This window comes from Pseudoflavonifractor sp. (assembly GCF_050943825.1).
Lineage (GTDB): Bacteria > Bacillota > Clostridia > Oscillospirales > Oscillospiraceae > Pseudoflavonifractor.
Genome location: NZ_JBMNPX010000024.1, coordinates 24628 through 37760, shown reverse-complemented (window position 1 = coordinate 37760; position 13133 = coordinate 24628). Strand labels below are relative to the sequence as shown.

Annotated in this window: 8 protein-coding genes and 1 pseudogene; 4 read left to right on the top strand and 5 right to left on the bottom strand. The window is 60.9% G+C overall.

Going from position 1 to position 13133, the window contains the following annotated elements:
* Both ACOX7T_RS13735 and ssnA read right to left on the bottom strand, forming a co-directional pair.
* Positions 1 to 1337, bottom strand: a pseudogene (locus ACOX7T_RS13735) (putative selenate reductase subunit YgfK); the annotation flags it as partial.
* Positions 1338 to 1401: 64 nt separating this feature from the next.
* A complete protein-coding gene (ssnA, locus tag ACOX7T_RS13730; RefSeq protein WP_006571976.1) occupies positions 1402 to 2742 on the bottom strand; it encodes a putative aminohydrolase SsnA in 1341 nt (446 codons plus the stop codon).
* A gap of 422 nt (positions 2743 to 3164) precedes the next feature.
* Between ssnA and ACOX7T_RS13725 the strand changes: the two genes are divergently transcribed.
* Complete coding sequence (locus ACOX7T_RS13725) at positions 3165 to 3800, top strand: helix-turn-helix transcriptional regulator (protein WP_433443753.1); 636 nt, start codon at positions 3165 to 3167, stop codon at positions 3798 to 3800.
* A gap of 128 nt (positions 3801 to 3928) precedes the next feature.
* A complete protein-coding gene (locus ACOX7T_RS13720; RefSeq protein WP_433443750.1) occupies positions 3929 to 5185 on the top strand; it encodes a helix-turn-helix domain-containing protein in 1257 nt (418 codons plus the stop codon).
* A 57-nt stretch (positions 5186 to 5242) separates the two neighbouring features.
* On the opposite strand, the gene ACOX7T_RS13715 is transcribed toward ACOX7T_RS13720, so the two are convergent.
* A complete protein-coding gene (locus tag ACOX7T_RS13715; protein ID WP_433443748.1) occupies positions 5243 to 6589 on the bottom strand; it encodes a uracil-xanthine permease family protein in 1347 nt (448 codons plus the stop codon).
* A 269-nt stretch (positions 6590 to 6858) separates the two neighbouring features.
* Here ACOX7T_RS13715 and tsaA point away from each other — a divergent pair, with 269 nt between their 5' ends.
* The gene (gene tsaA / locus ACOX7T_RS13710; RefSeq protein WP_433443746.1) at positions 6859 to 7560 is read left to right on the top strand and encodes a tRNA (N6-threonylcarbamoyladenosine(37)-N6)-methyltransferase TrmO; all 702 of its coding nucleotides are present in this window, start codon (positions 6859 to 6861) and stop codon (positions 7558 to 7560) included.
* Positions 7561 to 7624: 64 nt separating this feature from the next.
* On the opposite strand, the gene ACOX7T_RS13705 is transcribed toward tsaA, so the two are convergent.
* Positions 7625 to 9346, bottom strand: coding sequence for a stalk domain-containing protein (locus ACOX7T_RS13705; protein ID WP_433443743.1), 1722 nt, complete (start codon positions 9344 to 9346; stop codon positions 7625 to 7627).
* A gap of 257 nt (positions 9347 to 9603) precedes the next feature.
* A complete protein-coding gene (locus ACOX7T_RS13700) occupies positions 9604 to 10617 on the bottom strand; it encodes a helix-turn-helix domain-containing protein (protein ID WP_433443740.1) in 1014 nt (337 codons plus the stop codon).
* A gap of 305 nt (positions 10618 to 10922) precedes the next feature.
* Here ACOX7T_RS13700 and ACOX7T_RS13695 point away from each other — a divergent pair, with 305 nt between their 5' ends.
* A complete protein-coding gene (locus ACOX7T_RS13695) occupies positions 10923 to 13088 on the top strand; it encodes an FAD-dependent oxidoreductase (RefSeq protein WP_433443737.1) in 2166 nt (721 codons plus the stop codon).
* Positions 13089 to 13133: the final 45 nt, after the last annotated feature.

Genomic DNA, 13133 nt, shown 5'->3' with positions numbered 1-13133 from the left:
AAGCAGTCCACCAGGGGCACCTGCTTGCCGTTCTTCCGGTTGGGCAGGGGCTTGATGGGCTTGCGGTAGTGGGGATTGACGGGCACGTTGTCGCTCAGGGCGTTGACCTTGGCCACGTCCACGCCGGAGAAGGGTTCGCTGCCGCAGTCCATCAGCAGCTCGCCGATCTGGCTCAGGCGCTGATAGCCGCCGGGCTTGAGGATGGTGGTGGCCATGGTGATGGGCCAGATACCCGCGTCGAACAGGTCCTTGATGTTGGTGTAGTCGGCGCCGCCGGAGTAGGAGATGCGCAGCTTGCCGTCAAACTCGGTGGAGACCTTGGCAGCCAGGGCGATGGTCAGGGGGAACAGGGAGCGGCCGGACATGTACATCTCCTGGCTGGGCAGCTCGCCGCCGGCCACGTCCACGGGGAAGGTGTTGGTCAGCTTGACGCCGAACTCCAGGCCACGCTCCTGGCACAGGGCGATAAGGCGGCGCAGCATGGGCACCGCGTCGGCCCACTGGAGGTCCTCCACAAAGTGGTGGTCGTCAAAGACGATGTAGTCAAAGCCCAGGCTGTCCAGACGCTTGCGGGCGTACTCGTAACCCAGCAGGGTGGGGTTGCACTTGATGTAGGTGTTGAGCCCCTTCTCGGTGATGAGGTAGGTGGCGATGCGCTCGATCTCGTCGGGGGGGCAGCCGTGGAGGGTGGACTCGGTAATGGAGCGGGACACCACGGGGGAGATGGCCTTCACATAGGCCTCGTCCACCTTCTGGAACTTGTCCAGGTTGGCCAGAGTCCAGTCCATGCACTCAGCCCACACGGCGGAGCCTTCAGCGTTCTTCATGCCCTCGATGTAGGCGTCCACCTTGGGGCTCTTGATGCCTTCCAGGTCGTAGCCAACGGACATGTTGAACACAAAGGCGTCCGGGTCGCCCAGACCCAGCTCCCTGGCCATCAGCTTGCAGGCAAACCAGGCCTTGACGTACTCAGCAAAGGCCTGCTCCACGGTCAGCTCGGTGGACCACTCGCAGTTGTAGCACTCATCGGCGGCGGTGATGCAGGGCTTGGGCACGCACTTGCTCAGGGCCTCGCCGTCCATGACCTGGACGGTCTTCAGCTCGAAGAAGCGGGAGCCGGCGGCGTAGGCGGCGATGATGTTCTGGGCCAGCTGGGTGTGGGGGCCGGCGGCGGGGCCGTAGGGAGACTCAATCTTCTCCTCAAAGATGGGCAGAGCCTGGCCGTTCTCGTGGCGCACCAGCTTGGACACACCGAACACGCTGCCCTCCTTCTGGTACTCCTCCAGCACCCAGGTCATCAGCTGGGCAAAGGGAATGGGGCGCATAATATCGCTCATAGTGAAAACCTCCAGTTATTTATAACTGTTCAGATTACGACTTGTTGTCGGAATTGGCCGGAAATTAATAGGTGCGGTGGTTCAGCTCACCCCACAGCTTCTTGGACTGTTCCATGGTCCAGGCATTAATCTTGTCCTCGTCAATGCCCACGAACTCGCGGTCCTTGTAGAGCACCTTGCCGTTGATGATGGTGGTGCGGCAGTTCTTGCCCATCATGCCGAAGAGCATGTGGCCGTCGATGTTCTCGTCAGAGAAGGGGGTGAAGGGCTTGTAGTCCATGACGATGACATCGGCGGCGGCGCCGGGCTTGAGGACGCCCAGAGGCTTCTTGAAGTACTTGGCGCCGATGGCGGCGTTGTTCTTGAAGAGCATGTCCATGGCCTCGCACCAGGCCACATTGGGCAGGCAGGCGTTGTGCCGCTGGATGATGAGGAACACCTTCAGGCTCTCCAGCATGTCGTGGGTGTAGGCGTCGGTGCCCATGCCCACGGTGATGCCCTTGGCCATCATCTGGAGCACCGGGGAGCAGCCAACCGCATTGCCCATGTTGGACTCGGGGTTGTTGACCACCATGGTGCCCGTCTCCTTGATGATGTCCATCTCGGCGGGGTTGATGTGGATGCAGTGGCCCAGGATGGTGCGGTCGCCCAGGATGCCGTGGTTCAGGAGGCGGTTCACCGGGCGGCAGCCGTAGTTGCGCAGGGAGTCGTACACGTCGTTCATGCCCTCGGCCACGTGGATGTGGAAGCCGGTCATGCCGTCGTTGGCCTTGACCATCTTCTCAAAGGTCTTGTCCGACATGGTGAACAGGGCGTGGCCGCCGAACATGGCCTTGATCATGTCGTCGTCGGCCTCCTTGGCCCACTTGGCAAAGTCGGCGTTCTCCTGGATGGCCTGGTCGCACTTCTCCTCGCCGTCCCGGTCGGAGACCTCGTAGCACAGGCAGGCGCGCATGCCAAGCTCCTGGCACACGTCCTTAATGGCGAACAGGGAGCCGGGAATCTCACAGAAGGAGGCGTGGTGGTCAAAGATGGTGGTTACGCCGTCCCGGATGCAGTCCAGCACGGTGGCATAGGCGGAGGCCTTGGTGCCGTCCAGGGTCAGGTGGCGGTCGATATTCCACCACATGCCCTCCAGAACCTCCAGGAAGTTGGTGGGGTTGTTGCCGTCAATGGCCAGACCACGGGCCAGGCCGGAGTAGATATGGGTGTGGGCGTTGATGAGGCCGGGCATGATGACGCCGCCCTTGGCGTCCACAAATTCCGCATCCGGGTATTTGGCCTTCAGGTCGGCGAAGGCGCCGACCTCCTTGACCACGTCGCCGTCCAGCACCACAGCGCCGTCAGCCAGATAGGGCAGGGCGCTGTCCCGGGTAATCAGTTTGCCGTTTCCCACCAGAAGCATGGTAATTCCTCCTTTTGAGCATAAAAACATAACACTTTGAAGGCGGATTAATCCGCTTTTGTATAACAAAAAACGTCCATTCCGGCGGAATGGACGCAGTCCTTCTCTGCCCCGGCGCGGCGGGGCGGGAATTTCATGTCCATTCAGCCCGTGCGCGCAGCACTCCGTTGCAGCCTTGCTTCATAAAATTTTGTATACTATATACAGAAAAGCTCTCTCGATGGCTCTATTCTACCATAACAATGCTTGTATTTCAAGGTGAATTTTCAGAGTGACTAAAAAATTTTTAGGTCAAACAATTTTTCTTGAAATTACAGGCGTTTATGTTAAAATAATGTTTATTGAACTGTGTTCCCGGCGGCAAATTGTGTAAAACGGCGGAAAGAACTGCTGGGACAATTTTCTGGAAAGAGGGTGGAACTATGGACGCGTCAGTGCTCCAATTTATGTTTCAGCTGGCCAAGGGCCTGGCCAGACAATTCGGGCCCAACTGTGAGGTGGTGGTCCACGACCTGGACTCCAACGACCCGGACAGCTCCATTGTGGCCATTGAGAATGGCCAGGTGACCGGGCGGAAGGTGGGAGACGGTCCCTCCCACGTGGTGCTGGAGGCCCTCCACAGCGGCCGGGAGGACCTGGAGGACCACCTGAGCTACCTGACCCGCACCAAGGACGGGAAGATCCTCAAGTCCAGCACCATCTACCTCCGGGACGACGACGGCAAGGCCATCGGCATCTTCGGCGTTAACTACGACATCACCTTCATGCTGGCCATGGAGGAGCAGCTCCACAAGTTTACCAACACCGACACCCCCCAGCAGGAGCCGGAGCGGATTTCCCGCAACGTGGCCGACCTGCTGGATGAGCTCATCGACCAGAGTGTGGCCCTGGTGGGCAAGCCGGTGGCCATGATGACCAAGGAGGACAAGGTGAAGGCGGTCCAGTTCCTCAACGATACCGGCGCCTTCCTCATCACCAAGTCGGGAGACAAGGTGTGCAAGTTCTTCGGCATCTCCAAGTACACCCTGTACAGCTACATCGACGAGGCCAAATCCTGACCTCCCCAGGCGGGGACAGCCCTCAAATCCGGCCATGTAAACCGCTGGTTGACAAAAATCCACCCCTCAGTTGGTGGTTTTGGGGCATGTTCCTGTGCTAAGGTGGAGGCGGAAAGGAGGCGCTCGCCATGACAGTGGGACAGCGCATCGCGCAGAAACGAAAGGAGCTGGGCCTCTCTCAGGAGGGGCTGGGAGATAAGCTGGGGGTATCCCGGCAGGCCATCTATAAGTGGGAGTCGGACGCCAGCCTGCCCGAGGTGGAGAAGCTGGTGGCACTGAGCCGGATTTTCTCCGTGCCGGTGGGCTGGCTGCTGGGAGAGGAGGAGCATCCCTCCGGTCAGACAGACAGCCAACCCGCGGAGCTGACCGAGGCCCAGATTAAAATGGTCCAGGAGATTGCGGACCGGTATCTGGCCGCCCAAGCTGCTCAGCCGCCTCAAGCCCCCGTGAAACGGCGGCGCTGGCCCGTGCTGGTGGGATGCGGAGCGGCAGTGGTGGCAGCAGCCCTCTTTCTCAACCTGTTCAGCCAGCTGGACCGGGTGAGCCAGGATTACGGCAATCTGCAAAACTCGATTGCCAACGTATCCTCCAACGTAAACAGCCAGATTGGCTCCATCACCAGCCGGGTGGAGGAGATTCTCAAGTCCCAGAACCAGCTGACTGCCAGCTACAGCGCGGAATATCTCTCCTCCGACCCGGAGGCGGGGACCGCCAGCTTCGCCCTGGAGGCGGTGCCCAAGACCTATGTGGAGGGCATGGAGGCGGTCTTTTTGGCCGACTGTGGGGACGGCCCCCTGGAGTTCCCCGGTGTTCTGGGGGAGGGGCAGTCCTTCTCGGCGGAGATTACCGTGCCCCTCACCGACTCCATCACCCTCTCGGTGGTCTTTGTGAACGGAGAGCGGCGGGAGACCCAGATGCTGGACGTGTTTACCTACCTCCTATCCGACACCTATCCTTACGTGAGCTGTGACGGCTCTGAGCTGTGGGGCAGCACCGAGAACGGCGGCGTGCTCCGCCGCGCCCAGTATACCTTCCTCACGGTGAACGAGGAGTTTACAAGCGGCCCGTGTGCCAAGATAGCGGACATCCAAGTGGGCCTGTTCCGGGACCGGAAGCTGGTGGCCCGGTATACGCCCTGTGAGCAGCCGGAGAGCTACCAGGGGGACTGGGAGAACGCCCGGTTCTTTGAGGGCCCGGAGACCATCGCCCTGGAGCCCGGGTATGCCTACTGCATGGCCGCTCTGGTCACCGACGAGTACGGTCGGCAGTGGGTGGTGCATGGTACCCCGGCGGTTTACAACCCGGAGGAGGAATTTGTTGAGTATACCGACATTACGGAGGACTACTCCAGTGACCCGGCGGACTGGGACTTTACAGGAGAATAGAAGTAAGAAAAGAACCGCCCCGGAGCAGTGCTCCGGGGCGGTTTGTATCGTATGGAATTACTTCGCGGCGGTCTCGGCGGGGGCCTTCTCCTTGGGGAGGATCAGGTTGAGCAGGATGGCCATCAGAGTGGCCACAACCACGGAGGAGGAGCCGAACACGGTGGCAACCCAGTCGGGGAAGCCGTTGCCGCTCAGGCAGCCGGACACCTGGGTGATACCAACGCCCAGGGCCACGGACAGACCCACCACAGTGCTCTTGCGGGCGGTGAAGCCGCCGTCGGTGATCATGCGGATACCGGTCATGGTGATGGTGGCGAACACGGAGATGGTGGCGCCGCCCACCACGCACTGGGGAATGGTGGAGAGGACGGAGGCGAACTTGGGAATGAAGCCGGCCACCAGCATGATGAGGGCGGCCAGAGCGAACACCGCCCGGTTGATGACCTTGTTGACGGTGACAATGCCCACGTTCTGGCTGTAGGAGGCCACGGGCAGGCCGCCGAAGAAGGAGCCCAGCACGCTCATGATGCCCTGGCCGATGATGCCGCCGGAGAGCTCCTTGTCGGTGGGCATCCGGTCCATACCGCCCATGGTGGTGGAGGACAGGTCGCCGATGGTCTGCACCGAGTTGACCACATACACGATGGCCAGGGAGGCGATGGCGGCGGGCTCAAAGGCGATCTCGAAGGGCATGAACTTGGGCAGGGCGAACCAGGAGGCGGAGGCCACAGAGGACAGGTCTACGATGCTGAAGAGGAAGGCCACGATGTAGCCCACAATCATACCGAAGAGGAGGGCGCCCAGCTTCCAGATACCCTTGGTGTAGTTCTGCAGGAAGATGACGATGGCGAAGGTGATGAGGGCCACCACCCAGCTACGCACGCCGCCGAACCACTCGCTGTCGGGGCTGCCGCCGGCCATGTACTTCACGGCGGTGGGATACAGGGAAAGACCGATGGTGAAGATAACGGTGCCGGTGACCAGGGGCGGGAAGAGCTTACGGATGGGGCGGACAAAGATGCCGAAGAGAATGGCTACAAAACCGCCCACCAATTCTGCGCCCAGGATGGCGGGCAGACCGAAGTCGGCGCCGATGGCCTGGAGGGTGGGGACGTAGGCGAAGCTGATACCCATGATGACCGGCAGACGGGAGCCGATACGGCCGAAGATGGGGAAGAGCTGCAGCAGGGTGGCCAGTGCGGTGACCACCAGGGACACCTGGATCAGCAGGGTTTTCTCCTCAGCGGAGAGCCCGCAGGTGCCCGACACAATCATGGCGGGGGTGATAACGCCCACCACGGCGGCCACAACGTGCTGGAGACCCAGGGGGATCAGCTGTCCCGCAGGGGGGATGCCCTGGTAGGAGAACACCAGGTCGGCGCGGTTTTCCGTGTTCTGTGCCATTACACATCGCCTCACAAAACAAAAATTTTTTAGGGAAAACTATTTTTTAGCCCAAGAGAATCATAATCGATTTGTGCGCCGGACACAAGTGGAAAGTGAAAAACGGACGGAGAAAATAGATTGTTAATTTTTGTACAAAATGCCCAAATGTCTAAAAACCCTGACCCCCGAGGGGTTTCAGGGCGGTGGGGGATATGCTATAATGGGGCATGAAGTATAACGCCGGAGGCCGCCGGAGCCGCAGGGACCGGGGCCGGAGAGGAGCCGCCATGAAGGAGAAAGAAGTGCCGGAACTGAAGGTAATCGCCAAGATTCACAGCGATTTTTCCGGCAAATTCGGGATTCCACGCCAGAGCGGGCTGGTGGAGGAGCTGGAGTCGGCGGTGGTGTTTGAGCCGGAGTACCGCCGGGAGGACGCCCTGCGGGGCATTGAGGACTTCAGCCACCTGTGGCTCATCTGGGGGTTCCACAAGGCGGTGCGGGAGAGCTGGTCGCCCACGGTGCGGCCGCCCCGGCTGGGGGGCAATACCCGCATGGGGGTGTTCGCCACCCGTTCCCCCTTCCGGCCCAACCCCATCGGTCTGTCGTCGGTGAAGCTGCTGGGTGTGGAGCACCACCCGGAGTACGGTCACATCCTGCGGGTGGCGGGAGCCGACCTGATGGACGGCACCCCCATTTTCGACATCAAGCCCTACCTGCCCTACGCCGACAGCCATCCGGAGGCCTCCGGCGGCTTTGCAGGACACGACGGCGGCAAGGTGCTGGAGGTGGACTTTCCGCCGGAGCTTCAGGCGCTGGTGCCGCCGGACAAGCTGGCTGCCCTCACCGGCGTGCTGGCCCACGACCCCCGGCCGGCCTACCAGCAGGATCCCGAGCGGGTATACGGCATGGAGTTTGCCGGGCTGAACGTCCGTTTTTCCGTTCGGGACGATGTGCTCACCGTCCGGCAGGTGGAGAAGCTGGGAGAATAGACGGGGATTGAGACGCCCCCGGACCGAACCGGTCCGGGGGCGTCTGCTGTTGCGGGAAAGGGGATCAGCGTCGGGGAGAGCGGGCGCCGGAGCCGTTGCAGCCGGAGCAGATCCGCTCGCCGGTGCCGCCGCAGTAGGTGCAGCTCTGGGGGGTCTCCATGCCAAGGACATAGATGGACTGGCCCTGGCCGGTGCCCCGGCAATAGGGGCAGGTCACCCTGCCGTCGCCGCCGCAGACGGCGCAGGACATCTGCGGCAGTCCGTTGACGTCCAGTTCTCCCGCGGGATCGGAGGTGTCGGAGCCGCTGGTGTAGGAGTTGATGGTACGAAGATGGTTTCCCTGAGGATCCATCACGGTAAGCTCGGCATATTTGTAGCCGATGGTGGCGGTGGGCGTTGCGGCGCCTCTGCTCTCCGCACGGAGTGCGACCACCCACTGGCCGTCGTTGGCGATATAGTAGTAATGGCTGCCGGACAGCAGGGTCTCCGTGATGCCGGTCCCGACATTGGTGCGGTACACACCGGAGCCGTTGCTGCCGTAAATCCATTCGCCGGTCCTGGGGGTGGCGAGGTCGGAAACACGGTCAAACTCCGCCTGGGAGCTCTCCGAGAGGGCGAGAGTGTCCAGATCGATCTGATAATACTCACGGAAGGGGACCGGGCTGCTGGAGCCGGTGTCTGTACAGCTGGAAAAACCCAGGTTAAAGTAGGCGTTATCCTGATCGAACTTGGCGGCGACATTGGAGAACCGGCGTGTATAGCTGCTGTCCTTGAGGCCGATCGGGGTCACTGTGCCGGTGAGATTCAGAAGATCACGGCAGGTACCGGTATTGACATCGATGGCGCGGATTTTACAGCTGGAATCCCCGCTGAGCAGGGGAGAGAAGCTTTCCACCACAAAGAGATAGTTCCGCCAGAGCGCAAATTGGCTGCCCTTTTCAGCAATGAGACCGCTGACCTCCGGGCGGGTATAGATGGCCTGCGCGGAGCCTGTGGCAAGATCCAGCCGGTAGGCCGTCTGGGTTTTGCCGTCAGATCCGATGATGACCATGTTCTGACCGCAAATGGAAAAGTCGGAGATCTGACTCAGACGGGCAAAAACGGTTTCTCGTTCGCCGCTGGCCATGTCGATGGCGGTAATGGTCTGGTTGCTCTTGTTGATGTAGTAGATTTTATTCCTGCTTACCACAATGCCAGCGGGAGTGCCGCCGGCGGCATAGGTCCTGGTGGTCTGGCCGTCATAGGCGTAAATATAGGGCTGATAGATAAAGGCGTAATAGAACACACCGTTGTAAAAACAGCCGTTTGTGGCAGCGTTGGAGCCGCGGACCCATCGGTTTGAGGTAATGGTTACCTGTTGGGCGGCTCCGTCCCACTGGACATCGCAGTCAAAGGCCTCAGAGACGGCCCGGACGGGCACCAGCGTACGGCCGTTGAGGCCGATGGGCGGCTGATCCAGCTGGAAATACTCCTGAACACCGTTGACATCCCTGGCAAAGCGGCTGTTGCCCAGCACCATCACCACCAGCGTATCGCCCTTCTGGGCGGTCACCGTCTGGGTGTCCTGATGCCATTCCACCTGTGCGCCAAGGGCCTCAAAAATGGCCCGGACAGGCACCAGAACCCGCCCGTTCATGGCCACCGGCGGCTGATCGAAGGAAAGACGATTCCCGTCCAGATAGACCGAGATCTCCCCGGCGGCAGAGGATGGGATACAGAACAGACTGAGACATAGGAGCAGGGAGAGCAGCAACGACAGACGTGAGCGCAATGCGTGCTTTTTCATGGGAGCACCTCCTGAACCGTTAAGATGCTTAGAGTATAGCACGGTGGTTTTGGATCGTCCATAAATTCCCAAAAAGCTTAGGATACTTATTTTATACCCCTGCTGCGGCGCAGTTTGCCGCGGACAGCCGCAGAGACCGACTGCACGTGGGGCATATCATTTCCCGGCTGAGGGGCGGAGCCCGATGAAGCTTTGCGGGGGGCGCACATTGTGCGCCCCCCGCAAAGAGATGGGACAGCGGATGCCGCGGAATCGGTTCAGCCGGTTCCACGGCGTTTTTTGCCTGAAAGCATAGCCGGTCCGTTGTGTGCCGGTCCGCGGCGGAGCTGAGGCGGCTCCTCCTCATCCTCCGTCCCGGGCGGCATCTGATCCTGGAACCGGCGGCGGAACTCGGTGGGGGAGATACCGATGATGTTGGTGAACACCCGGGAGAAGTAGTTGGGGTCGTTGAAGCCCACACCTGCCGCGATCTCCGCAATATTCTCACTGGAGAGGAGCAGATGGTTCTTGGCCAGCTCAATGCGCACCTTGTTGACATATACATTGATGTTCACACCTGTGCGCCGCTTGAAAATCCGGCTGAGATAGGACTCGCTGCAGTGGCAGAAACGGGCCAGGTCCGCCATGGTGATGTGGCCGCTGGCGTTGAGACGGATGTACTCGATGGCGTGGGTGAGGATGGTGTCCTCGCTGGAGTTGTGATAGCGGCGGGCCTGGTTGGGAGTGTTGTGGGTGGGGCGGAGCATCCGGTAGGTCTGCCCCAGAAAGTCGGCCAGCAGCTCCAGGCCGGGCAGGATATCCTCTCCCGTCACACCCTCCGGCGTGTGGATACAGGAGTGATAGAGCCGCAGGGCCTCCTGGGCGTTCAGAGGGGTGTGCTTGGCGCAGGTCCGGCGGATACGGGCCATACTGCGGCCCTCGTCAATCTGGAAAAATCCAGCGTTGATGGAGCCCAGCAGCGTGCCCTCGCTGCGGATGGGCACCACATACTCCCCAAGTCCCGCATGGCACATGCCAAAGTAGGTTCCGGGCGTCCGGCCGCACTTGTTGTACATCAGCCGAATCATGGACAGGCACACCCGGTAGTGGTCCTGGTCCGACTTCATATACATGCAGAAGGGGTTGGTATGGGCGAGAAAGGGCCGCAATGCCTCATCCAGTTCCTTGTTGATGGGGATAAAACCGCAGAAATCCTTGATGCAGATATGCAGCCCCATTCTGTCACGAAGGAAGCGGAGATAGGCATTTACCGATTTGTAGGAAATACTCATAGACACCTCCGCGTGAGCAGCGAATTTGTTCGGTTTTCATGATAGGACGATCCCGTCCTTAAGTCAACATATAGAGCAGAATAATCCAGAAGTTGTATAGAATAATCATTGCACAGCAGCGTCGTGCCTGCTATGATTAATGCGAAACAGGAAAAAAGTCTGAAATGAAGGAGGCAAAATTGTTTAAATCGTTCATATACACTGTGTAAAAATGGTATGCGGAGAGACGCCTGAAAAAAATCGCACTATTTCTGTGCGGATTTTTCCGGACGAATTTTGCGGAATAAAAAGTAAGGTGGGAGTGTATGCAGGAAATCAGAAAGCGTCTGGTGGTGGCGGGCGGCGGCCCGGCCGGAATCTGCGCGGCGCTGGCGGCGGCCCGCCTGGGGATAGACACTGTGCTGGTAGGAGACCGCCCGGTGCTGGGCGGCAACTCCAGCAGCGAGATCCGGGTATGGACCCGGGGAGCCACCGGCGCCGGAAGCCTGTTTGCAGAGGAGATGGGAGTCTGGGGCGGACTGAAGCTGACGAACTTCTACCGAAATCCTGACGGGAACCCCATCTTCTGGAGCGAGACCCTCCTGGACGCGGTGCTGGGGCAGCAGAATCTGGAGTTTTTCCTGAACACAGAGCTATTTGACCTGCGTATGGAGGGCAACCGGATTGTGTGGATGGAGGGTATCCAGCAGGGCACCGAGCGGCGGCTGCGTTTCCTGGCAGACTGCTTTATCGACGCTACGGGCGACGGAACCCTGGCCGCCAAAGCGGGCCTGCCCTTCTACATCGGGGATCAGCGGATGGAGCGGTACGATGAACGCCGTCCCGATGCCCAGGTGCAGGGCAGCAGTATTCTCTATTACACAAGAAAAGAAGACCACCCCGTGACCTTTATTCCTCCCGACTATGCATACAGCATGGAAAAGATTGAGGAAATCCTGGGCCGCGGCGGACGGGTCATCACAGAGAAGTCCAGCGGCAGCGACTGCTGGTGGTTTGAGTACGGAGGCATCCGGGACACCATCGGCGACGCCCAGGACATCGCCCTGGAGCTCAAACGGCTGGTGCTGGGCGTGTGGAACTACATCAAGAACAGCGGGAAGTTTGACGCCGACTGCTACACCTTGGAGTGGCTGGGCAGCCTGCCCGGCAAGCGGGAGAGCCGCCGGATGGTCACAGATTACCTCCTCCGGGGCGAGGACCTGCAGACGGGAAAAACCTTCCCCGACGGCGCCTTTTACGGCGGCTGGTACATGGACTTCCACCCCGCAGGGGGTATGCACGACACAGGCGAGGACAACTGCATCCAGATTCCGCTGAATGTGTACCAGGTACCCCTGCGGTGCCTTTACAACCGGCAGGTACCCAACCTGATTCTGGCGGGCCGGGACATCGGCACCGAGCGGGACGCATTCGTCTCCAGCCGTGTAATGAACACCTGCGCCCTCTCCGGCCAGGCGGCCGGAACCCTGGCCGCCAAGTGCATTGAAAGCGGACGGACACCCGGAGAACTGGAGGCGGAGCATATCGAGGCCATCCGGGAGACCCTGATGAAGGAGGATATGTTTATCCCCGGTGTAGCCTCTGCCGATCCGGCCAACCTGGCCGCCAAGGCCAGAGCCTCGGCCAGCAGCGTCCACACCGGCGCCTGCGGCGAAGAGACGGGCAGACGGTCCCTGGAGCTGGGCGGATTTGTCACCTTCCCGGCCCTGGAGGGGGAGACCATCACCCTGCGGACAGCCTGCCGTGAGGCAGTTACCCTTCGGGCTGCGGCCTACCTGTCCCAGCTGCCCAGCCGGTTCTGTCCCGGCCGGGAGGCGGGAACAGCTGAGTGGACCCTGGAGCCGGGAGAGCACACCCTGGAGTATCAGCTTCCGGCCGGGAGTGGCGATATGTTCTGCACGCTGGTCTTTGAGCCCGCGGCGGGAGCGGAGCTTCTGCTGTGCAGGCCTGGCCGCACCGGCTTCCTCTGCGGCCGCCGGGACAGCCCCCGGTATAATGAGCCTATGGCGGAGTACAAGGCCGGCGCCGGTGCGCGGTTCTATGGAGCGGAGCAGGTTGTCAACGGCTGTGACCGGCCCTGGGGCGCACCCAATCAGTGGCGGGCCGCGCCGGAGGACCCGGCGCCCTGGCTGGATCTGGAGTGGAACGAGCCGGTGGAGCTGCGTGAGGTGAGGATTTATCTTGACCCGGACCTGGCCATGGAGCTGCCCAGCAGCCGGGCCAGACATTGGGACGAGAGCCACCACTTCACACCCCGCACCGCCATGCCGGACCAGCTTCTGCGGGATCTGCGCCTGGCGGTCCGCCGTCCGGACGGCAGCTGGGAGACGGTACAGACCTGGAAGGATAACTGCCAGCGCCTGCTGACGGTCAGACTGCCCGGGGACACCACCTCCGCCCTGCGGCTGTGGGCCGACCGGACCTGGGGCGAGCAGAGCGCCGCGGTTTTTGAAATCCGGGCGTACAGGTAAGGAAACAACAGCGATGCTGCTGTTTTGAAATGAAGAACCAGACAA

Coding starts and splice junctions, on each gene's coding strand:
- ACOX7T_RS13720 (WP_433443750.1), top strand. CDS start 3,929: ATGACAGTGGGACAGCGCATCGCGCAGAAACGAAAGGAGCTGGGCCTC.
- ACOX7T_RS13725 (WP_433443753.1), top strand. CDS start 3,165: ATGGACGCGTCAGTGCTCCAATTTATGTTTCAGCTGGCCAAGGGCCTG.
- ACOX7T_RS13695 (WP_433443737.1), top strand. CDS start 10,923: ATGCAGGAAATCAGAAAGCGTCTGGTGGTGGCGGGCGGCGGCCCGGCC.
- tsaA (WP_433443746.1), top strand. CDS start 6,859: ATGAAGGAGAAAGAAGTGCCGGAACTGAAGGTAATCGCCAAGATTCAC.
- ssnA (WP_006571976.1), bottom strand. CDS start 2,742: ATGCTTCTGGTGGGAAACGGCAAACTGATTACCCGGGACAGCGCCCTG.
- ACOX7T_RS13700 (WP_433443740.1), bottom strand. CDS start 10,617: ATGAGTATTTCCTACAAATCGGTAAATGCCTATCTCCGCTTCCTTCGT.
- ACOX7T_RS13705 (WP_433443743.1), bottom strand. CDS start 9,346: ATGAAAAAGCACGCATTGCGCTCACGTCTGTCGTTGCTGCTCTCCCTG.
- ACOX7T_RS13715 (WP_433443748.1), bottom strand. CDS start 6,589: ATGGCACAGAACACGGAAAACCGCGCCGACCTGGTGTTCTCCTACCAG.